This is a genomic window from Streptomyces sp. NPDC008086 (genome assembly GCF_042957325.1).
Taxonomy (GTDB): domain Bacteria; phylum Actinomycetota; class Actinomycetes; order Streptomycetales; family Streptomycetaceae; genus Streptomyces.
Genome location: NZ_JBIBIA010000002.1, coordinates 197,953 through 217,317 on the forward strand (window position 1 = coordinate 197,953; position 19,365 = coordinate 217,317).

23 protein-coding genes are annotated in these 19,365 nt (G+C 71.6%); 8 read left to right on the forward strand and 15 right to left on the reverse strand.

The annotated features are described in order from the left end of the window. Nucleotides 1-161: 161 nt before the first annotated feature. The 3 genes from ACFZBP_RS06820 to ACFZBP_RS06830 are packed head-to-tail and all read right to left on the reverse strand — an operon-like array spanning nt 162 to nt 3,002. Nucleotides 162-2,108, reverse strand: coding sequence for an NB-ARC domain-containing protein (locus ACFZBP_RS06820; protein WP_391410631.1), 1,947 nt, complete (start codon nt 2,106-2,108; stop codon nt 162-164). Continuing rightward, nucleotides 2,105-2,527 (reverse strand): hypothetical protein, encoded by a 423-nt coding sequence (locus ACFZBP_RS06825; RefSeq protein WP_391410633.1) that lies wholly within the window; start codon nt 2,525-2,527, stop codon nt 2,105-2,107. Before ACFZBP_RS06825 ends, ACFZBP_RS06820 begins: the two co-directional genes overlap by 4 nt. A gap of 58 nt (nt 2,528-2,585) precedes the next feature. Further along, a complete protein-coding gene (locus ACFZBP_RS06830; protein ID WP_383449377.1) occupies nt 2,586-3,002 on the reverse strand; it encodes an SsgA family sporulation/cell division regulator in 417 nt (138 codons plus the stop codon). Between the two features lie 184 nt (nt 3,003-3,186). Between ACFZBP_RS06830 and ACFZBP_RS06835 the strand changes: the two genes are divergently transcribed. Further along, complete coding sequence (locus ACFZBP_RS06835) at nt 3,187-4,026, forward strand: PhzF family phenazine biosynthesis isomerase (RefSeq protein WP_391410636.1); 840 nt, start codon at nt 3,187-3,189, stop codon at nt 4,024-4,026. 43 nt (nt 4,027-4,069) lie between these two features. Here ACFZBP_RS06835 and ACFZBP_RS06840 read toward each other — a convergent pair whose 3' ends face one another. From ACFZBP_RS06840 to ACFZBP_RS06850, 3 genes are all read right to left on the reverse strand, one after another. Next, on the reverse strand, nt 4,070-4,738 hold the full coding sequence (locus tag ACFZBP_RS06840; RefSeq protein ID WP_383449375.1) for a DUF5063 domain-containing protein: 669 nt from the start codon (nt 4,736-4,738) through the stop codon (nt 4,070-4,072). Beyond that, nucleotides 4,731-5,330 carry a recombination mediator RecR gene (gene recR / locus ACFZBP_RS06845; protein WP_030053254.1) on the reverse strand — a complete coding sequence of 200 codons (600 nt, stop codon included), beginning with the start codon at nt 5,328-5,330 and terminating at the stop codon, nt 4,731-4,733. The genes ACFZBP_RS06840 and recR overlap by 8 nt, the downstream gene beginning before the upstream one ends. Before the next feature lie 91 nt (nt 5,331-5,421). After that, nucleotides 5,422-5,784 carry a YbaB/EbfC family nucleoid-associated protein gene (locus tag ACFZBP_RS06850; RefSeq protein ID WP_391410639.1) on the reverse strand — a complete coding sequence of 121 codons (363 nt, stop codon included), beginning with the start codon at nt 5,782-5,784 and terminating at the stop codon, nt 5,422-5,424. Nucleotides 5,785-6,103: 319 nt separating this feature from the next. Between ACFZBP_RS06850 and ACFZBP_RS06855 the strand changes: the two genes are divergently transcribed. Further along, entirely contained in the window at nt 6,104-6,856 is a 753-nt protein-coding gene (locus ACFZBP_RS06855) for an SLATT domain-containing protein (RefSeq protein ID WP_391410641.1), read from the forward strand. A 324-nt stretch (nt 6,857-7,180) separates the two neighbouring features. Here ACFZBP_RS06855 and ACFZBP_RS06860 read toward each other — a convergent pair whose 3' ends face one another. The 3 genes from ACFZBP_RS06860 to ACFZBP_RS06870 form a co-directional block, all read right to left on the reverse strand. Beyond that, nucleotides 7,181-9,145 (reverse strand): protein kinase, encoded by a 1,965-nt coding sequence (locus tag ACFZBP_RS06860; RefSeq protein WP_391410643.1) that lies wholly within the window; start codon nt 9,143-9,145, stop codon nt 7,181-7,183. 89 nt (nt 9,146-9,234) lie between these two features. Continuing rightward, nucleotides 9,235-9,693: a MarR family transcriptional regulator gene (locus tag ACFZBP_RS06865; RefSeq protein WP_391410645.1), complete on the reverse strand. Its 459-nt coding sequence runs from the start codon at nt 9,691-9,693 to the stop codon at nt 9,235-9,237. After that, nucleotides 9,690-10,298: a type 1 glutamine amidotransferase family protein gene (locus ACFZBP_RS06870; protein ID WP_383449371.1), complete on the reverse strand. Its 609-nt coding sequence runs from the start codon at nt 10,296-10,298 to the stop codon at nt 9,690-9,692. Before ACFZBP_RS06870 ends, ACFZBP_RS06865 begins: the two co-directional genes overlap by 4 nt. A gap of 174 nt (nt 10,299-10,472) precedes the next feature. Between ACFZBP_RS06870 and ACFZBP_RS06875 the strand changes: the two genes are divergently transcribed. The 4 genes from ACFZBP_RS06875 (at nt 10,473) to ACFZBP_RS06890 (ending at nt 14,340) form a co-directional block, all read left to right on the forward strand. Then, nucleotides 10,473-10,697, forward strand: coding sequence for a hypothetical protein (locus ACFZBP_RS06875; RefSeq protein ID WP_391410648.1), 225 nt, complete (start codon nt 10,473-10,475; stop codon nt 10,695-10,697). A 101-nt stretch (nt 10,698-10,798) separates the two neighbouring features. Then, nucleotides 10,799-12,154, forward strand: a complete 1,356-nt coding sequence (locus ACFZBP_RS06880) for an aspartate aminotransferase family protein (RefSeq protein WP_383449369.1) — start codon at nt 10,799-10,801, stop codon at nt 12,152-12,154. A 468-nt stretch (nt 12,155-12,622) separates the two neighbouring features. Continuing rightward, nucleotides 12,623-13,324 carry a GntR family transcriptional regulator gene (locus ACFZBP_RS06885; protein WP_383456520.1) on the forward strand — a complete coding sequence of 234 codons (702 nt, stop codon included), beginning with the start codon at nt 12,623-12,625 and terminating at the stop codon, nt 13,322-13,324. 365 nt (nt 13,325-13,689) lie between these two features. After that, nucleotides 13,690-14,340, forward strand: coding sequence for a hypothetical protein (locus ACFZBP_RS06890; protein ID WP_391410651.1), 651 nt, complete (start codon nt 13,690-13,692; stop codon nt 14,338-14,340). A gap of 25 nt (nt 14,341-14,365) precedes the next feature. Here ACFZBP_RS06890 and ACFZBP_RS06895 read toward each other — a convergent pair whose 3' ends face one another. The 5 genes from ACFZBP_RS06895 to ACFZBP_RS06915 form a co-directional block, all read right to left on the reverse strand. Then, on the reverse strand, nt 14,366-14,656 hold the full coding sequence (locus tag ACFZBP_RS06895) for a hypothetical protein (RefSeq protein ID WP_383456512.1): 291 nt from the start codon (nt 14,654-14,656) through the stop codon (nt 14,366-14,368). Nucleotides 14,657-14,738: 82 nt separating this feature from the next. Further along, nucleotides 14,739-15,182 carry a hypothetical protein gene (locus tag ACFZBP_RS06900; RefSeq protein WP_391410653.1) on the reverse strand — a complete coding sequence of 148 codons (444 nt, stop codon included), beginning with the start codon at nt 15,180-15,182 and terminating at the stop codon, nt 14,739-14,741. Further along, complete coding sequence (locus ACFZBP_RS06905; protein ID WP_391410655.1) at nt 15,179-15,445, reverse strand: hypothetical protein; 267 nt, start codon at nt 15,443-15,445, stop codon at nt 15,179-15,181. Before ACFZBP_RS06905 ends, ACFZBP_RS06900 begins: the two co-directional genes overlap by 4 nt. Nucleotides 15,446-15,561: 116 nt before the next feature. Continuing rightward, nucleotides 15,562-16,140, reverse strand: a complete 579-nt coding sequence (locus ACFZBP_RS06910; RefSeq protein ID WP_391410657.1) for a hypothetical protein — start codon at nt 16,138-16,140, stop codon at nt 15,562-15,564. A gap of 274 nt (nt 16,141-16,414) precedes the next feature. Next, nucleotides 16,415-16,810 (reverse strand): hypothetical protein, encoded by a 396-nt coding sequence (locus tag ACFZBP_RS06915; RefSeq protein ID WP_391410659.1) that lies wholly within the window; start codon nt 16,808-16,810, stop codon nt 16,415-16,417. Nucleotides 16,811-16,926: 116 nt separating this feature from the next. On the opposite strand from ACFZBP_RS06915, the gene ACFZBP_RS06920 reads away from it, so the two are divergent. Both ACFZBP_RS06920 and ACFZBP_RS06925 read left to right on the forward strand, forming a co-directional pair. Beyond that, nucleotides 16,927-17,772 carry a Scr1 family TA system antitoxin-like transcriptional regulator gene (locus ACFZBP_RS06920; RefSeq protein ID WP_391410661.1) on the forward strand — a complete coding sequence of 282 codons (846 nt, stop codon included), beginning with the start codon at nt 16,927-16,929 and terminating at the stop codon, nt 17,770-17,772. Continuing rightward, nucleotides 17,769-18,026 (forward strand): DUF397 domain-containing protein, encoded by a 258-nt coding sequence (locus ACFZBP_RS06925; protein ID WP_391410663.1) that lies wholly within the window; start codon nt 17,769-17,771, stop codon nt 18,024-18,026. Before ACFZBP_RS06920 ends, ACFZBP_RS06925 begins: the two co-directional genes overlap by 4 nt. A gap of 34 nt (nt 18,027-18,060) precedes the next feature. On the opposite strand, the gene ACFZBP_RS06930 is transcribed toward ACFZBP_RS06925, so the two are convergent. After that, the gene (locus ACFZBP_RS06930; protein ID WP_391410665.1) at nt 18,061-19,098 is read right to left on the reverse strand and encodes a substrate-binding domain-containing protein; all 1,038 of its coding nucleotides are present in this window, start codon (nt 19,096-19,098) and stop codon (nt 18,061-18,063) included. Between the last annotated feature and the right edge of the window lie 267 nt (nt 19,099-19,365).

Consider the following 19,365-nt stretch of genomic DNA (forward strand, 5'->3'; position numbering starts at 1 on the left):
AACTCCCGGTGCTGTGCGATCGGTTGGGTCGTCCCCCTCCGCTTTCCGTGTTCTCTGCGGTGGAGGTGACTCCAGATTCGCGTGGCACCGGTTAGGGCCCGTACAAGGCGGATCCAGGGCGGGGCCAGCACGTCCCCAATTCACGCCGGGCGACCGGTCGACTACGCCCCGTCCGGCGTCCCCGCCTTCCTGCGCAGCCCGTCGAGCCGCTCCCGCGCCGACAGCCCCTGGGCGTCCACGACGTCGTCCGGAACGGGACGCCTGTGCAGATACTCCTCGGTCACCCGGATCGCCCCGGCGAGGTCGCCCGCCGTCTCGCGGACCTCGCCGAGCGTCCACATGAGGTGCAGGGCCGCCTCGCCGGCGTCGCCCTGGGCCCGTACGGCCTTCTCCAGCAGCCGCTCGATCTCGGTGACCGCCGTCCTGGCGGAACGCCTGGGCTTCGCCAGCGCCTTCAGCCGCCATCCCTCGGCGATGACCGCGTGGGCCCGCAGGGCCTCCGCCGAGCCCTCCCCGAGGGTGCGCTCGGCGTGCTGGGCACTGACCCTGGCCTGGGAAAGTCCGCCGCCCAGATCCCCTCGTTGCAGCTTCAACCGGGCCAGAGCCGTACCCGTCTCGATCGTCTCCGGCGCCTTGCGTCCGAACACGACCATGCTCGCGGTCAGGTTCTTGGACAGCAGCCGTGCCGCACGGTCGTGGTCACCCGCCGCCCAGCAGCGCTCCGCGAGCCGACGACGGACGGCCGGCGTGATACGGCTCTGCGGTCTGAGCGCTCCTTCGGCGCGTTCCAGCGCCCGTTCGTACATCCCGACGGCCTCGTCGTGCGACGGCGCGTGATCGCCGAAGTACATGGGCACCAGAGCCCAGATCTCCGGCGGCACTCTGCCCATGTCGAAGTACCCGACCAGGTTCGCCACATGCCCGATCCAGACGACGTCGTCCTCACAGGGCAGTCCCTGCACCACCAGCAGCCGGGCGGCCTCGTCGTAGGCCTCCTCGGCCCCTTCCCCCGCCCGCGCCACCGCCTGCACCAGCCGGTGCACCGAGACGGTCCCGTCCTCGCGCAGGCTGACCATGCTGTGCGCGGCGAGCCGCCGCAGTGCCTCCGTGACGTCCGCCGCGTCGGCCAGCGGGTCGAGGTACGTCCGGGGGATCCCGTCCGGCGCCCACCACGCGATGACGCGCAGGATGCGCTCCGCGACCGGCGTGTCCGCCAGCCGGTCCATGGTCACCCGCCACACCCGGGCGACGGTCTGCGCGCCGTCCGCGCCCTCGGCGCCGCTCGCGAAGACCCGCTCGGGACTGCGCGCGAGCAACTCCGCGTAGGCGGCCGGCGTGATCCGCGCCTCGGCGCAGTACGCCGCCGCCTGTTCCACGGCCAGCGGCAGACATCCCAGCTCGGCGCAGAGTTCCTCGACGCCCTCGGCCGGGCCGCCGTGGATCCGCTCGAACAGCTCGACCGCCTGGGACAGTTCCAGCACGTCGAGCGAGAGCGGCTCGGCGATTCCGTGCCACCCCGAGGCCCGCCGCGTGGTGATCAGGAAGCGGCCGCCGGTCGTCCGCCCCAGCAGCTGCCGTACGTCCGCCGGGTCGGTGACGTTGTCCAGCACCAGCAGCCAGCCCTCGTGCTCCGCGAGCCACCGCACGGCCCGTTCGCAGCGCGCCTGCGGCGACAGCGCGTCCCGTAGGGCGGGCTGGAGTGCCACGGCCAGGTCGGCCAGCCCGGCCCGGACGTCGTCCGGCGTCTCGGCGGTGATCCACCACACGGGGTTGTACGCCCCCGTCCGCCCCGTGGCCCACTTCGCCGCCAGCGTCGACTTCCCGATGCCGCCGAGGCCGTGCACGGCCTGCACGACGACACCGCCCGCTTCCTCGAACGCGGCGTCCAGCCGGGCGAGTTCCCGCTCCCGGCCGATGAACAGGCCGGCCCGCTCGGGCAGGTTGACCAGGTTCGGCGGAGCCTTTGGCGGCAGCTCCAGCGCCTGCGGCGGCAGCGTCAGGGACGTCTCCACGTAGTGCGCGACGACGCCGTCCCCGGTGAGCGCCTGCCGGATCGCGCCGGCCGTGGCGATCGCACGCTCACCGGAGGCCTCCGTGCCCCCGCTCACGCGTCGTCCCCCGTCGACACCGAACCGATGTCACCCCCGGCCGCGACGGACCGCTCCCCGGCGGCGGTGACGGGACCGCTCGCCGGCCGGGACGGCGGGGCGGGCATCGTCGGCGCCGGCCCGGCCGTGGCGCCGTCGCCCGTCGCCACGGCCCCGATACTCCCGCCCGCGGCGACCGACCGCGCACCGCTCGCCGTCACGGAGGACGCGGGAGGCGCGGGAGGGGTGGCAGGGGTCGCCGCTCCGAGGAGGGCGTACAGCGTCACCGCCAGCCCGATCAGCCCCGCCGCTCCCCCGGCCACGCTCGCCCAGGGGTCCGCGGCGTCGACGTTCAGCACCCCGCCGACGATCAGTCCCACGGCCCCTGCGACGCAGAGCCCGACTCCCGTCCACACCAACGCCTTCGACCGAGTCGCCATGAGCCCATCATGAAGCAGTTCAGCCGTACCGGGTGAGGGGCTCCCCGGAAACCCCACATCACACCCGTCCACCGAACAACGCCGCCAGCCCGTGGTCCAGTTCGGCCCCCACGGTCTCCTCGCCGGGCGCGATCACGGTGTAGGTGCGGGCCAGGAAGCGGACCAGGTCCGAGGTGGCGAACCGCAGCACGGCCGGCCCGACCGGCGAGTGGTACTCCACGTACGTGTGCGCCGCCCCGCACGGCCGCACCCGCACCGTCCCCAGCCCGGCGGGCCCCCGCAGCCCCTCGCCCAGCAGCACCCGGGCGAACGTCCAGGTCGTGCCCTCGCCGTCGAGCGTGACATGGGGCGGGAAGTCGATGTGCACGGCCAGCGGGTCGGCCGAGGTGTACCGGAGGGTGGCCGGTATCGCGATGTCCTTGTCCGCGGCGGTGACCAGCCGGATGCCGGTCGGCTGCTCCAGGGTGACGTGCATGGGCGGGCTCCGATTTCGAGAGGGCGGGGGCACCGGCCCTAGGGGCGGCCGTGGTGCGGATGTGCCTGTGAGACCGGCCAGAACGCCCGCGCATTACGCCACTTCAGAAGCCCTCTTCTGTAACCCGCGTCACCTTCCGCCCCTCCCGCACCCCCCGAGCGACCCGCACGGCTACGGTCCCGGGATGGAGATCCTGCGCTATGTGGCCTTCAGCAGTGACCCCGCCGGAGGCAACCCGGCAGGCGTGGTGCTCGACGCGACCGGGGTCGACGACGCCACGATGCTCGCGACGGCCGCCGACCTCGGCTACTCGGAGTCGGCGTTCGTCGTCCCGGCCGGCGAGGACGGCACCCTGGGCATCCGGTACTTCAGCCCGCTCGCCGAGGTGCCGTTCTGCGGCCACGCGACGATCGCCACGGCCGTCGCCTACGCGGAACGGCACGGCACGGGCCGGCTGCTGCTGCGCACCCAGGCCGGCCCGGTCACCGTCACCACCGACCGGACCGCGCAGGGCGCCGTGGTGGCCACCCTGGTGAGCGTCGCGCCGAGCACGACGCCGCTCGGCGAGGCCGACCTGGCCGAACTGCTGGCGATCCTGGGCTGGTCCGCGGACGACCTGGACCCGGCGCTGCCGCCGCGGGTCGCCTTCGCCGGGGCCCGGCACCCGGTCCTCGCCGCCTCGACGCGGGAGCGACTGGCCGACCTGGACTACGACATGGCCGCGCTCGGCGCCCTCATGGCCCGCGAGGACTGGACCACCGTCGACCTGGTCTGGCGGGAGTCCGCCACGGTGTTCCACGCCCGCAACCCGTTCCCGCCCGGCGGCGTGGTCGAGGACCCGGCCACGGGAGCGGCGGCGGCCGCGTTCGGCGGCTATCTGCGGGAGCTGCGACTCCTCACCCCGCCCGCCACCCTGACGATCCATCAGGGCGCGGACATGGGCAGGCCGAGCACGATCACGGTGACGGTACCGGCGGAGCCGGACACGGGCATCGGAGTGACCGGCACGGCCGTACGTATCTGACAGGTCCGACGAGCGGAGGGACCGACGGGCCGACGGGCCCGCGCTACCGCCGCTGGGCGGGCCGCATACCCAGCGGGCCGCCGATCTCCTCCGCCATGACCTTGCCCGCCTCGAACTCCAGCGTCTCGTCGCCCATCATGCCCTGGTCCGTGTCCAGGCCGTCCAGCTCCTCCAGGGGCTGGTTCAGGCGGATGTGGGCCAGGACCGAGTGCAGGGCGCGCAGGGTCGCGGAGGCCGTCGTGCCCCAGTTGGAGAAGTACGAGAACTGCCACCACCACAGGGCCTCCGTGGTGCGGCCGGCGCGGTAGTGGGCCATGCCGTGGCGGAGGTCGGCCATGACATCGGCCAGGTCGTCGGAGATCCGGGCCGGGACCGGGGCCTTGCGGGGCTCGTAGGGGTCGAAGACCTCCGAGTAGACGTCCACCGGGTCCAGCAGGCGGGCGAGGTTCTCACGGAGTTCGTCGACGTCGAGCTCCGGGCCCAGATCGGGCTCGTAGCGCTCGTCGGGGACGATGTCCTCGTGCGCGCCCAACCTTCCTCCGGCCAGGAGGAGTTGGGAGACCTCCAGGAGGAGGAAGGGCACGGTCGAGCCCGGCTCGTCGCCCTTCGCGACCTCCGTGACGGCGACCAGGAAGCTCTCGATCTGGTCCGAGATCTGGACCGCGAAGTCGTCCGGGTCCGGCTCGGCCGCGTGCAGCGTGGCGTCAGACATCTAGGAGTCGTCTCCCCTCGAAGGCGCGGCCGAGGGTGACCTCGTCCGCGTATTCCAGGTCGCCACCCACCGGGAGGCCGCTGGCCAGGCGGGTGACCTTCAGGCCCATGGGCTTGATCATGCGTGCGAGGTACGTGGCCGTGGCCTCGCCCTCCAGGTTCGGGTCGGTGGCCAGGATCAGCTCCGTGACCGTCCCGTCGGCCAACCGCGCGAGAAGTTCTCGTATCCGCAGGTCGTCCGGTCCGACACCCTCGATCGGGCTGATCGCGCCGCCGAGGACGTGGTAACGGCCGCGGAACTCACGGGTCCGCTCGATCGCCACGACGTCCTTCGGCTCCTCGACCACACAGATGACGGCCGGGTCGCGGCGCGTGTCCCGGCAGATGTTGCACAGTTCCTCCTGCGCCACATTGCCGCACGTCGCGCAGAAGCGGACCTTCGCCTTGACCTCCATCAGGGCCTGGGCGAGACGCCGTACGTCCGTCGGTTCCGCCTGCAGGATGTGGAAGGCGATCCGCTGCGCGCTCTTGGGACCGACGCCGGGCAGCCGACCCAGCTCGTCGATGAGGTCCTGGACCACGCCTTCGTACAACGGACTGCCGTCCTTCCTGGGGTTCCTTACGGTACGTACGGTAGTTGGCGGCGGCCCCTCTTAGAAAGACAAGCGGGGAACGCCCGGAACGTCAGAACGGCAGACCGGGGATGCCGCTGCCGCCGCCCAGGCCCTGGGCCAGCGGGCCCAGCTTCTGCTGCTGGAGCGTCTGCGCGTTCTCGTTGGCCGCCTGTACGGCCGCGATGACCAGGTCGGCGAGGGTCTCGACCGTCTCTTCAGCGGTTGCGGCCTCCGGGTCCACCGCCTTCGGGTCGATCTTCAGTGCGCGGAGTTCGCCGGAGCCCGTCACGGTGGCCTTCACCAGGCCGCCGCCCGCCTGGCCCTCGACCTCCGTCTGAGCCAGTTCCTCCTGCGCCCTCGCCAGGTCCTGCTGCATCTTCTGGGCCTGCTGGAGCAGCTGCTGCATGTTGGGCTGGCCACCACCGGGGATCACGATCAGCTCCTTGCGTATGACGGGTTCTGCACGGGGTTTCCGCTCGGCTTTGCCGTTCAGCACGAGCCTACGTGGTCGGCGTGGCCGTCGCCCCAGCACTCTTTCGAGTGAGAGGAACTGGAGTCCTATATCTGACCAAGACCTGCTCAAGACCCTCTTCTGGGCGGAAAAGAGGCGAAAGGCATTTCTTCGCCACCCATTGGGCGGTAGGAAGGGTCCGGCGCGTCAGCCTCAGGTGTGGCGGGACGTTCCGTGCGCCGCGGGGGTCGTACCCGGGTCGCACGCGAGGTCACGCACCGTGATCAGTAGGGAGTGCCGGGTGGGTCAACCGGAGATGCAGCCCGACAGGTCGCCGCAGGACAGGCGGGGCGGTGAAGGGACGGCCGGGCTGGGGCCGGGCGATCTGCGGGGGCGGTCGTTTCCGCTCGGGGACTGGGGGGAGCCCGCGGTGCGGCTGCACGAGCTGTACCGGTGGGTGGAGCGGGGGGCGCTGGACACCGCGGCGTGGTATCTCGCGGAGCGGGTGTGGAAGCGGCGGGGGGCGTGGGCGCTGCGGGGTGGGGTGGCGGTGGGGGCCGTGGTGGGGGCCGCGTTGCCGCTGCTGGATCTGACGGGGGTCGCGCGCGGGGCGGCGCCGTGGGGGTATTTGGCGTTGCTGGTGGCGGTGGCGTGTGTGGCGGTCGACCGGTGCTTCGGGGTGACGTCCGGGTGGATGAGGGATGTCGCCACGGCGCAGGCGGTGCAGCGGCGGCTGCAGATGCTGCAGTTCGACTGGGCGACGGAGAGTGTGCGGGAGGTGTTGGGGCCGGCCGAGGGGACGGCGAGTGAGGCGGCTGAGCGGTGTCTCGGGGTGTTGCGGCGGTTCTCGGAGGACGTGGCGGAGTTGGTGCGGGCGGAGACGGCGGACTGGATGGTGGAGTTCCGGACGGGGTCCGCGCCCCTGGGGATCCAGTCGGCCGTGGGTGGTGCGGGGCGGCAGGACGTGGGGGTGGGGTCGGGGCGGTTCGGGGTGGCGCCGGGGGGTGGGGCGCGGCCGAACATGCCGCGACAGCGGCCGCCGGAGCCTCGCTGAGGGGTTTCTCGCCCCCGCCGCCCCTACCCGTCCCATCCCTGGGTGCTGCGCCCCCAGACCCCCCTGATCGGCCCTCGGGCCTCGTCCTCAAACGCCGGACGGGCTGAGGATGCCTGGGCCGGCGTAGCACCCTGCGGGTGGGTGGGGGTTCGGGACGGCAAGACCTCGTCCTCGAACGCCGGACGGGCTGGGGCACCTAGGGGCGCGGGGAACTGCGCGACCAGCCCCCGCCGGGCCCTGGTCGCGCAGCCGTCGTCAGCCTTCGCGGCGGCTGCGGTGGGTGGTTTTGTCTTGCGGCGCCGGGCGGGCTGGGGGCGCCTGGGGTCACTGTCTCGTGTACGTCAGCTTCTCCCCGCTGCTGGTGTTCACCCGCTCCAGTCGGCCGTCCGGGAGGAGGGTGATCTCGGTGGGCTCGCCGGGGGAGCAGGAGGTGGCGGGGTCGGCTGTGGTCACGGTGGAGGGGCCGATCTGCAACGGGCCGTCCGTGGCGGGGGCTTCGGTGAGCGCGGCGGTGAACTCGCAGTGGTAGGTGCCGGTTCCGGCCGGGCCGTCGGCTACGAGGGTGAGCACCGTGTCGCCCACCTCGCCCTGCCGGATGGTCAGTCGGCGGGAGTTCTCGCCGGTGGCGTTGTCGATGGAGGCGGTCCAGGTGCCCAGGTAGCGGGTCGGGACCGCGCCGTCCGGGGGTGCCGAGTCGGTCGGGTCCGGGGGCGCGGAGGTGGCCGGGTCGGTCGTGGAGTGGGTCGTGGTGGTGGGGCCGGGCGTCGGAGCGCCATGCGCGTCGTCGTCCCCGCCGCCGTTCATGAGGGCGTACACCGAACCGCCGGCCCCGAGCGCGACGACCAGCGCGACGAGGACCAGCGCCACCGTGGAACGGCCGCTGCGTCGCGGCTCTTCGGGCGGCGGCGCGGGGAGGTACGGCAGGGGTGGGCCGTAGGGCGGGGTCGGGTGGTACGGCGGAGTCGGGCCGGCCTGCGGATAGCCGTACCCCGGCTGCTGGGGATGGGGACGCGGGTGCTGCTGCGGGGAGCCGTAGGCCGGGTGGGCCGGGGGCGGCGGCGGGGTCGGGCCGGGGCGGCTGGGCGCCGAGATGGTCGGGAGGTGGTCGGGCGAGGGCGGTGGGGCGGCCGGGGCGTGTTCGGGGGAGGCCGCGGGGGTCGGCTCGGCGGCACCCGGCACGCCGACGCCAGCGCCAGCGCCAGCGCCAGCGCCAAGGCCAACGCCGGCGGAGCCCGGCCGTACCCCGGGCGCGCCGTCACGCGCCGGGACCTGCGCTCCCCCGACCACTGCCGGACCTGCCGGAGCCTCCGGACCTGCCGGACCTTTCGAACCTGTCGGACCTGTCGGATCCTCGGGACCCTTCGGGCCTTCCGGATCCTCCGTGTCCAGCAACCGCACGGCGTGCCGGCCCAGCTGTGCCACCAGCGCGCTCGGCAGCCACGGGTCCCGGGACCGGCCGCCGGAGACGGTGTCCTCGGCGCCCGTGCGCTCCAGGATGCGGTCCAGCGTCGGCCGGGCGCCGGGGTCCTTGCGCAGACAGTCCCGCACCAGGTCGGCGACCCCCTCGGGCACGCCCTCCAGATCGGGCTCCTCCTGGGCGATCCGGAACATCACGGCGTGCGCGCCGCTGTCGACGGAGCCGAAGGGCAGCGTGCCGGTCGCGGCGTAGGCGAGCACCGAGCCCAGGCAGAACACGTCGCACGCGGGCGTGATCCGGTCCCCGCGGACCTGCTCGGGCGCCATGAACCCCGGTGACCCGACGAGCGCGCCGGTGCGGGTGAGCCCGGTCTCGTCCACGGTCTCCAGGGCGCGGGCGATCCCGAAGTCGATGACGCGCGGGCCGTCGATGGTGACCAGCACGTTGGACGGCTTGAGGTCCCGGTGCACGATCCCCGCGGCGTGGATGTCCTTGAGCGCGTGCGCGAGGCCCGCCGCCAGGATCCGGACCGACCGCTCGGGCAACGCCCCGTGGTCCCGCCCGACGACCTGCTGGAGGCTGGGCCCGGCGACATAGCCGGTGGCGACCCAGGGCACGTCGGCCTCGGTGTCCGCGTCGAGCACCGGTGCCGTCCAGAACCCGCCGACCTGCCGCGCGGCCTGCACCTCCTGCCGGAACCGGGCGCGGAACTCCTCCTGCGCGGCCAACTCCCGCCGTACGAGTTTCACCGCGACGGTACGGCCCCGGTCCGACCGGGCGAGATAGACGTCCCCCATGCCGCCCGCGCCCAGCCGCGCCAGCAGCCGATACGCCCCGATCTGCTGTGGATCACCCGGTCCCAGCTGCTCCATGCCACGCCCCCAACCCCGCCGACGCACGCCCCCGCTTACGCAACGGCCCCACGATAGTGCGGCATATGGGGAGGTGAGCGGGTGGGCGTCTACGGTTCCGTAACAGGAGCGGCGATCTGGTCGAGGGCCTTCGACAACCGTTCCAGAATCCGTACGGCATCGGCGAGTTCCGCCTCCCCGACGGCCTCGGCCAGCCGGTCGGCGAGGGCCGCGTGGCCGGGGTTGATCCGCGAGATCGCCGCGCGTCCCTGTTCCGTGGGCGCGAGGAGCTTGGCGCGGCGGTGGGCGGGGTTGGGCCGGTACTCGGCGAGTCCCTTGTCCACCAGCAGGTCGGCGATGCGCTGCACGCTCTGCCGGGTGATGCCCATGGCGCGGGCGATCCCGGCGACGGGAAGAGGCTCGCCGAGCACCGCGCCGAGCACCTGCCACCAGGCCGCCGTCAGCCCGGCGGGCCTGGCCAACTCCTCGGCGACCGCGAGGAACTGGCCGTTGAGCCGGAAGACCCCGAGCGCGCTGCGGCTGAGCAGATCCTGTCGCTCCCGGCTCACAGGACACCGGCCTTCTCGAGTACGGCGTACGCCTCGGCGTCGGAGTCGTGGTACAGGCGGTACCAGGCGTCGACGGCCTCGTCGTCGTACACCTTCAGCAGCCGCAGGATCTCCCGGGCGAAGGCGACGGGTTCGGTGGGGCCGGCGGTGACGAGCCCGCCGTCGGTGACGGCGTCGGCCTCGACGTACCGATCGCCGCCGGCGTATCCGGTCGCGGCCAGGTAGAAGGAGACCGCGCTGGTGTGGTCCCGGTCGTCGAGCAAGCCTTCGCGCGCCACCCCGGCCGTCGCCCCGCAGATCGCGGCCACCGGCACCCCGGCATCCAGGAAGGCGCGGGCGGTGCGGGCGTAGGGGGCGAGTTCGTCACCAGCGTCCCAGAGGTCGGCGCCGGGGAGGATCAGCAGGGACGCGTCGGACGGCCGTACGTCGGCCAGGGCCAGGTCGGGCTGGATGCGCAGGCCCCCGATGGTGGTGACGGGTTCGCGGGTCGGGCCGACGGTACGGATCTCGAATCCGGCGCGGGCCAGCTGGGCGGTGGCGTGGCCGGGTTCCCAGTCGGCGAGGGTGTCGTAGACGGCGAGATGGACGGGCTTGCGGGGGTTCATGGCTCCTCCTGAGGACTGGGCCTGACGTCCCACGCCGGGGCGATTGACAACATGCTGTCATCAAGACAGCAAACTGTCAATCTCCTCCCCACCCCCACGCTCGACACACCAGCCAATTAACACCAAAGGCGCATAACAGGACATCCTCTCGCCGTCACCGTCGTTGTGTCGGGCATGAAGATCATCGCTGCCGCCGCGCTCGCCGGCGCGGCCCTCCTCGCCGCCGCCCTCCCCGCCGCCGCGGACGACGGGCCCCTCGACCTCGGCGTCTTCCAGGGCGTCAACGACACCAAGGGCTCGAACTCCACGGGCGGTACGGCCTGGGGCCAGACGGACAGCGAGACGGACCGAACCGTCCCGCGCTCGGCTCTGGGCATGCTGGTGGAGAGGCTGGTCTAGCGGTGGCACCGCGCACGGGTCGACAACCTGTCGCGGAAAGCCACCGACCGCAGACATGACGCCGATATCGCGTCGCGGCGCCGGTTCCTACGCTCGGCTGCATGACCCCTCAGCCTGATCCAGAGACCGGCGCCGCCGTGAAGGCCGCGGACCGTGCGCATGTGTTCCACTCCTGGTCCGCGCAGGAACTCATCGACCCGCTCGCCGTCGCCGGTGCGGAGGGGTCGTACTTCTGGGACTACGACGGCAAGCGCTACCTCGACTTCACCAGCGGGCTCGTCTACACCAACATCGGCTACCAGCACCCGAAGGTCGTCGCCGCGATACAGGAGCAGGCCGCACACCTGACCACCTTCGCGCCCGCCTTCGCCATCGAGGCCCGGTCCGAGGCGGCCCGGCTGATCGCCGAGCGGACGCCGGGCGACCTGGACAAGATCTTCTTCACCAACGGCGGCGCGGACGCCGTGGAGCACGCGGTGCGGATGGCCCGGCTGCACACGGGCCGTCCGAAGGTGCTGTCGGCGTACCGCTCGTACCACGGCGGCACCCAGCAGGCCGTGAACATCACCGGTGACCCGCGACGCTGGGCCTCCGACAGCGCCTCGGCCGGGGTCGTGCGCTTCTGGGCGCCGTTCCTCTACCGCTCCCGTTTCCACGCCGAGACCGAGGAGCAGGAGTGCGCGCGGGCGCTGGAGCATCTGGAGACGACGATCGTCTTCGAGGGGCCGTCGACGATCGCCGCGATCATCCTGGAGACGGTTCCGGGAACGGCGGGGATCATGCTGCCCCCGCCCGGTTACCTGGCTGGGGTCCGCGAACTCTGCGACAAGTACGGGATCGTGTTCGTCCTGGACGAGGTCATGGCGGGGTTCGGGCGGACCGGGGAGTGGTTCGCGGCGGACCTGTACGACGTCACGCCCGACCTTCTGACCTTCGCGAAGGGTGTGAACTCCGGGTATGTGCCGCTGGGCGGCGTCGCCATCTCCGGGGCCATCGCCGAGACCTTCGCCAGGCGGCCGTACCCCGGTGGTCTGACGTACTCCGGGCACCCGCTGGCCTGCGCTGCCGCCGTCGCGACGATCAACGTCATGGCCGAGGAGGGCGTCGTCGAGAACGCCGCCCGGCTGGGAGCGGAGGTGGTGGGGCCCGGGTTGCGGGAGCTGGCCGAGCGGCATCCCTGTGTGGGCGAGGTGCGGGGCGTCGGGATGTTCTGGGCCGTGGAGCTGGTCAGGAACCGGGAGACCCGCGAACCGCTGGTGCCCTACAACGCCGCGGGTGAGGCCAACGCTGCCATGGCGGCATTCGGCTCCGCCGTGAAGGCCGGAGGCGTCTGGCCGTTCATCAACATGAACCGGACCCATGTCGTGCCGCCGTGCAACGTGAGCGAGGGCGAGCTGAAGGAGGGGCTGGCCGTACTGGACGCCGCACTGACGGTGGCTGACGAGCACACGACCTAACCCTCACGCGCGGCCCGGTGGGGGCTGGTCGCGCAGTTCCCCGCGGCCCGGCGGGGGCTGGTCGCGCAGTTCCCCGCGCCCCTAGGTGGCCCAGCCCGCCCGGCACTGGAAGACAAGGCCACCGAACGGCTGCACGGCCGCGGCCCGGTGGGGGCTGGTCGCGCAGTTCCCCGCGCCCCTAGGTCTCCCAGGCCGTCCGGCGTTCGAGGACGAGGTCTTGCCTGTCCTGAGCCCCCACCCACCCGAGGGGACTCCGCCCGCCCAGGCACCTCCAGCCCGTCCGGCGTTTGAGGACGAGGCCCGGAGGGCCGACAGCGGGGGTCTGGGGGCGCAGCCCCCAGGGATGGGACGGGTAGGGGCGGCGGGGGCGAGGGAAAGGTTGGGTGGAATCCGAACGCGTAAGGTGGCGTGCTCGTAGACATACAGGTGTACGCCCACCACATCGCGACGACGGGAGACGCCCCGACCATGCCCGGCCAAGGCGGCAACGGCTCCGTAACCCGGAGCACCCTGCGGCAGCAGATCGCGGACGCCCTCCGCGACGAGGTGCTGGCCGGCCGCCTACAGGCAGGACGCGAGTTCACCGTCAAGGAGATCGCCGAACAGTACGGCGTCTCCGCCACCCCCGTCCGCGAGGCCCTCGTCGACCTCTCCGCACAGGGCCTCCTGGAAGCCGACCAGCACCGCGGCTTCCGCGTCCACGAGTACTCCGTCGAGGACTTCCGCGGCATCGTCGAGGCCCGCGGCCTGGTCACCAACGGCATGTTCCAGGTCCTGGCCACCGACACCGCCCGCCACCGCGACCCCGACGACCCCCAGGTCCACGCCGCCGTGGTCGGGGTACGCCGCCGCGCCGAGGAGGCCCAGCGCGCCGCCACCGCCGGCGACCTCACCGTCCTGATCGGCTACGACCTGCGTTTCTGGCGCGAATTGGGCGCCCTCTTCGGCAACCCCTACCTCTCCGACTTCCTGCACCGGCTGCGCGTGCAGTCCTGGGTCTGCGCCGTCCAGCACCTGCGCCACATCGACGACCTCCGCGGCCACCTGTGGTGCGGGCACACCGACCTGGTCGACGCCCTGATGCGCCGGGACCTGCCCAAGGCCCGCTCGATCATCGCCGACCACGACGCGGGCTCCCTGGCCCTGATCGAGCGACTGGCAGCCGAATGATCCGCGAACGGGAGCTGCCGACGGCCCCCGAACGCCCGCAGGCCCGCACCGAGCCCCCCGGACCTGTCCACCCGAGGACAACACCACGGCGACCGACCCCCGTTCGGCCCCGGGGGCCACGATCGGCACCCGGCAGCAGCGGCCGCGCGAACTCCTGGGCCGCGCCGGACGCCCTGCGGGAGACCGTGGAGAAGCTGGTGGGCCGCCCGGGGAGGTGAGTGGACGGAGCGTGGGTATGGGACCTGCACGAGCGGGGACTTGTCCGAGGGTCCGCACGAGACGGGGCCTAGGGGGGTCCGCCCCCGGGCCCCACCGATTACCCTTCCCTGACCGACGTACTACGCGACTGTGCGAGGAGCCCTCTTTTGGCCTGTGACCTGTGGCTGGTACCGCTTGTCGACGTGTTGTGCCACACCCCCGACAACCCTTTCGCCGAGGAACTCGCGCAATACAACAAGGTGCTGGCCGAGGCGGGGCTGCCGCCGGTGCCGGTGTACCAGTACATGCCGGGCCTGTCCGGGGACGTCGCACCGGTCGCCGGCTTCGACTACGACGCGCTGCACTTCCTGCGCCGCGCGTACCTGCTCCAGGTCTGCGGCCTCCCGGTGACCCCGGTCGACGAACTGGGCGGCGACTACGAACAGCTCCTGGAGATGTTCGAGACCACGGCCAAGCAGTCCCACCTGGTCTGGCACTACGACCACGCGGGCGCCTACGTCCCCGTGGACTTCCCGGGCCCGCTCTCCAACGACGAACTCCTCGCGGGCGGTGGCCCGTTGGGCTCCTCCCAGGCGCTGCTGCGCGAGTTGGAGTTCGTGGCCCCGGTCATCGGCATCGACCCGGCCAACCCCCCGGCCGCCCCCCAGGCCCCGCTCGCCCCGACGGCCTTGGAGGAACCGGCGGTACCGGCCCCCTACGACGCCAGCCCGTTCGCCCGTGAACGACATGTGTGGCTGGGGTTGCACGCGGCGGCGACACGGAGCCTGGCACAGGGTTCGATGATCGTCTTCAGCTGAGCCACTGCCTCACTGCCCCACTGACCTACTTCAGCTGGGACAGCCCCTTCTGCACGTCGTCGAGGTTCATCACCGGCGTGTAGTCCACCTGAGCGCCGAACGTCTCGAAGAGCGGTTCGGTGAGCGGCGGCATGAGGGCGGAGTCCTGCATGTCGAAGACCAGGAACATCGTGCGGACCCCGTTGGTCGCGGTGAAGTAGGAGGCCTCCGGCTTGAACGCCTCCATGAGCTCCTGCATCACCTGCGGCATCTTGCCGCCGCGGATGACGTCGTTGGTCTTCTCCGTGTCGAGCCGGGCCTGGAGCAGCACACGCATAGCACTCACCTTCCTGGGGGTTTTCCACGGTATGCGTGCTATGCGCGCTTTGCCCGTCGACCTGCTCCCGCCGAGGCAGGAGTCAGCTCTGCTCGACGATGCGGATGGTCCGGATGCCCGTACCCCGATAGCGGGTCGGCGTCCTGGTCAGGACCGGGCGACCGCGCGGCCACTCGACGGTGGGCAGGGCGAGGTGCAGAACGTGGGCTCCGCTCCAGTCCGGCTCGCCCTTGCCCTCGTCCGCCGAGTCCGCCGTCCGTAGACACTTGCCCACAGCGGCGGCGGCCGGGAAGTCCAGCCCCTCGATGTTGATCGACGGCAGCGCGCCGAGGTGCTCGGCGACACCGGCCCGTTCGCGTTCTGCCGCCGCGAGGCTGAGGGCCGGGATGTACACACGCAGGGCGGGGTCCTTCTCGGCCTCGACGACGAGCCGCGATGCCATGCTGTTCCCGGCACCGAGTGCGAGGGCGGCCGTGTCGTCGAAGACGACGGCCCGCGGCAGCGGGTACCGCTCCTCGTTCGTCACTGGACCTCCCCGATACGCCCGGCCTCAAGGTCGGCCCACAGCGTCTCGCCGGCCTTCTCGTCCTCCTCGGTGTACGGGCGCCCCAGGAAGTGCTCCTCCACGTACGCCCTGGTCTCCTCGTACTGCTTCCGCAGCTCTTCCTTGGTGGGCGTGGCCCCGGCCAGCTCCGCCACAAAGTCCCGCATGCTCATCCCGCGCTCCCGAGCCAGCTCCTGAAGGCGGTCTCGGACAGCGGGGTCGACCTTGATCGTGGTGTCAGCCATGAGGAGAGTATACCGGCGGTATACCACCTCAGGGCGTTCGAGTGTCAGGGTCATCGCATTCCTTCCAGTTGTGTTGACCCGGCCTACGGCTGTACGGCCGGGAGTCCCTGGTTCACCTACGCGGGCACCGCTCGCCCCGTCAGCAACCCCCGGACCAGTTCACCGCCGCGCCGCACGGCCGACCGCCAGGACCAGGCACCGGCCCCGCGGAGCTCGACCTCGACCACCGTGACGGGAGGGGCGATCGGCGCAGGCGGACACCCGCGCCTCAGACACGCCTCGACATGCGCCGCCGCCGAGTACACCGGCCCCGGCCACTCGTACGCCAGCGCCGCCCGCACCCGCGCGACACCGGCCCCCCGCGCCCACCACTCCTCCACGAGCGGCGCGAGCCGCATCGCCTCGGGGCCGTCGAGCGTGAGCCGGGGATCGATGTCCCGGAGCGAGATGAGCAGGTGCGCGGCACGCACGGTCATCCGGCTCGGCGCGTGCCGATCCCCGGTTTCCTCGATTTCCTCGACTTCTTCGAATTCACCCGTGGGGGTTAAGGCCTCGCACGGCGAGTCGAACACCTCGTAGGCGACGGTGCGTTGACCGGCCCGGGCACCCTCCCGCACCACCCGCCGCACATACCGCAGTTCCTCCAGCTCACGCAGGGCGGCGGCGGTCCGACCCCGCCCGGTTCGGATGCTCACGCGGGCACCGTTCGGGAGGGTCCATAGGTACGTCAGTACGTCCACCGCGGGCCAGGAGATGCTCCGGTCGCGGAGAAGGGCGGCAGAGAAGCCTGAAAAGACGCGCGCAGGCGTCGTACGATGAGTACGCATCCGGAGGGTTCGCTCCTGGTGTCGAGCCCCCGGGTGTTGGCGCACCGCGGGGGCATTTCGTTTTGCTGCCGTGACTCTATGGCCACGCAAAGCGCGGATTGCAAGCCGAAACCACCTTTTCCCAGGCGGAAGTTCGCGTTCTTCACCCCTGCGAGTGAAGGACGGTGCACAGCAGGCGCGTGTGCACCAGGCGGTCGGGGGTCGTCGGGCGGTAGCGCCAACTCAAGGGCCAGGTCAGGCCGTCGAGCGCGGGCACCGGGATGTACGAGATGCGGCTCGGACCGGCGGTGAAGCGGGTGACGTGGTCGGGCCAGGCGCGGTGGGACGTACTGCCGACGGGCACGAGGAAGTAGACCCCGCGCCGGCCCGTCGCCGACTCCACGATCGGCCCCGGATCACCGCCGGTCATCCGCGCGAGCCAGTCGGCGACATCCCGGCCCTCCTCGCCGTCGACTCTGATCGCGTCGAACTGGACGCCCGCCTTGCGAAGTTGAACGCCGGTCGCCGGGACCCAGGTCAGGTCGGTTTGCGTATTCACAGGGCCAGTTTGGGGGTGTGCGGCTAGCTTGATCCATGACTCTGAGTCGCCGGTTGAACACGGTTGAGTGGCGGCGCCCGTGAGTTGTGACCGGTTGAGTTCGGTTGAGTTCGGAGGTGACCGCAATGGCGCGGGCGGAGAACAAGTCGGAGGCGGGCGGTACGGCACATCTGGTCGCCGCCCTGGCAAAGGCGTTGCGTGAGCAACAGGGGCTGACACAGCCCCAGTTGGGCGACCGGCTCGGGTACACGGCGGCGGCGGTGAGCGCCATGGAGACGTGTGCGCAACCCGCGAGTGATCAGATGCTGGTGAAGTTGGAGGAGGAGATCGGGGGTGGGTTAGGGGTCTTCGAAAAGGCGCGCAGGTGGATGCTGTTGGAGAAGTACCCGGTTCGGTTCCGGGGGTTCTCGGAGCTGGAGGCCGGGGCGGTCACGCTGTGCTCGTACGAGACGCTCGTGGTCGACGGCCTGTTCCAGACCGAGGATTACGCTCGGGCGCTGATCGGAGGTGGTTATCCCCCGGTCTCGGAGCAGAAGCGCGAGGAACTGGTTGAGGCACGACTGGCCCGCAGGGCGATCTTCGACCGGGACCCGGCCCCGATGATCGAGTTGATCCTCGAAGAGACCGTGCTACGGCGACCGTTCGGCAGTTGGGAGATCCTGCGCGGACAATTGCGCTCGCTCGCCGAGGACGCCCGGAGAGACAATGTATGCGTACAGGTGCTGCCTCTGGAGCGTGGGCTGCGCGGGACGTACGCCGGTGACCGGGGAGGCATGCACCTCGTGGAGACCGAGGACCACCAGCACGTTGTGTACCTGGAGGTCGAGGACCAAGGCATCCTGATCAGCGAACCTGCGGAGGTGTCCCAACTAGCGCACCGCTATGCAAGGATCCGTGCACAGGCCCTGAGTCCCGACGACTCACTGAGCCTCATCGAGCAGTTGGCAGGAGAGAAACGATGACCCGCACCGAGCCCCTGCGGTGGTTCAAGTCCAGCTATAGCGACAGCGGTGGCGGCGCCTGCATCGAAGTCGCCTACACCTGGCGCAAGTCCTCGTACAGCGACGGCGGCGGCGGCCAGTGCCTCGAAGTCGCCCCCTGCCCCCACGCCACGGCCACCGCCATCCACATCCGCGACTCCAAAAACCCCGACGGCCCCAACCTCACCGTCTCCGGCAAGGCCTGGGCCGCGTTCATCGCGCTACCGGTCGGCTAGAACACCCACCGAACACCCACCTCCGCCGACTGGGTCACGTCGTGCTGCGGACGCTCAAGCTGGGCGTCAGGACGATGGGGGGCGGCAGTTCGCCCGCGAGGAGTTGGCCGACCTGGTGGATGGCCAGTTCGCCCAGCCGTCGCTTGTCGAGGTGGAGGGTGGTCAGGGGCGGGTCGACCAGGTCGACGACGCTCAGCCCGTCGTAGCCGACCAGTGCGCAGTCGTCCGGCACTCGGACGCCGAGCCGGCGGGCGGCCCGGAGCGCGCCGATCGCCACCAGATCGTTGAAGGCGACCACGGCGGTGAGGTCCGGGCGCGCGGCGTGCAACGCCTCGAAGGCGGCGGCGCCCCCGGCCGGTGACTGCTCACCCATGACGATCCAGTCCTCGTCGACGGGCAGCGCGTGTTCGGCGGCGACTTCGAGGAAGGTGCGGCGCCGGACCAACGGGGCGCTCAGGCACTCGCAGTCGATCATGCCGATCCGGCGATGGCCACGGTCGACGAGGTGCTGCAGCCCGGCCCGAATTCCGGCCGCGGTGTCGATGTGGACCAAGGCGTGGTTCGACGAGTCCAGCCCGCGATCGACTATGACCAGCGGCATGGTGCCCACGTACGGCTCGAGCTGTTCGTCGGGATGGCTGATGTAGCCGACGAGAGCATCGACCTGTTGGCCGAGTGAGCGGACCAGGGCCAGTTCCCGGGACCGGTCGTTCTCGGTGCTGGCCACGAGCACCTGCCAGTCGCGTTCGTCCGCGGCCGCGATCACTCCGGCCACGAACTCCGGGAAGAACGGGTTGACCACGTCGGGGACGATGAGGCCGACGGAAACGACGTCCGGGCGGGCGAGCCCCCGACCGAACCGGCTGGGCCGGTACCGCAGCTGCCTCGCGACATCGAGCACGCGCTGCTGAGTCGCCGGGTCGATCTCCCCCTTGCCGTTGATCGCCCGGGAGACGGTCTGGTGGGACACGCCTGCCGCCTGGGCAACGTCACGGAGCGTGACGCGCTTGACGGTTCCCACACCTCGCGCCCGCTGATCTTCCGTTTCCCGCTGTCCGGCCACGCTGCCCACTCACTTCTGTCCCTGTGCCGCCCGGTGTCCAAGTCAACCAGGTTCACCGGCCTGCCGTGCCATCGCCGTCCGACGGCGGGCGTTGACGGAATCCGCTCCCCTGGGCAAGAATCTCGTTACCGGTCACGTTAACGGTAACGGGACAGCGAAGGAGAGCACAGTGGCTTCATCGAGGGGCCCCTCACCGCACGAACCCCACCCCCTGTTCCGCGGCGTGTTCCGCGGCTGGCACGCGAAGGCCGGCGTCTTCTCGGCGCTGCCGGACGC

Bases quoted from the DNA above. Each gene is read 5' to 3' on its own strand.
- ACFZBP_RS06825 (WP_391410633.1), bottom strand. From the start codon at position 2,527: ATGGCGACTCGGTCGAAGGCGTTGGTGTGGACGGGAGTCGGGCTCTGC.
- ACFZBP_RS06830 (WP_383449377.1), bottom strand. From the start codon at position 3,002: ATGCACGTCACCCTGGAGCAGCCGACCGGCATCCGGCTGGTCACCGCC.
- ACFZBP_RS06835 (WP_391410636.1), top strand. From the start codon at position 3,187: ATGGAGATCCTGCGCTATGTGGCCTTCAGCAGTGACCCCGCCGGAGGC.
- ACFZBP_RS06840 (WP_383449375.1), bottom strand. From the start codon at position 4,738: ATGTCTGACGCCACGCTGCACGCGGCCGAGCCGGACCCGGACGACTTC.
- ACFZBP_RS06860 (WP_391410643.1), bottom strand. From the start codon at position 9,145: ATGGAGCAGCTGGGACCGGGTGATCCACAGCAGATCGGGGCGTATCGG.
- ACFZBP_RS06870 (WP_383449371.1), bottom strand. From the start codon at position 10,298: ATGAACCCCCGCAAGCCCGTCCATCTCGCCGTCTACGACACCCTCGCC.
- ACFZBP_RS06875 (WP_391410648.1), top strand. From the start codon at position 10,473: ATGAAGATCATCGCTGCCGCCGCGCTCGCCGGCGCGGCCCTCCTCGCC.
- ACFZBP_RS06880 (WP_383449369.1), top strand. From the start codon at position 10,799: ATGACCCCTCAGCCTGATCCAGAGACCGGCGCCGCCGTGAAGGCCGCG.
- ACFZBP_RS06885 (WP_383456520.1), top strand. From the start codon at position 12,623: ATGCCCGGCCAAGGCGGCAACGGCTCCGTAACCCGGAGCACCCTGCGG.
- ACFZBP_RS06895 (WP_383456512.1), bottom strand. From the start codon at position 14,656: ATGCGTGTGCTGCTCCAGGCCCGGCTCGACACGGAGAAGACCAACGAC.
- ACFZBP_RS06905 (WP_391410655.1), bottom strand. From the start codon at position 15,445: ATGGCTGACACCACGATCAAGGTCGACCCCGCTGTCCGAGACCGCCTT.
- ACFZBP_RS06925 (WP_391410663.1), top strand. From the start codon at position 17,769: ATGACCCGCACCGAGCCCCTGCGGTGGTTCAAGTCCAGCTATAGCGAC.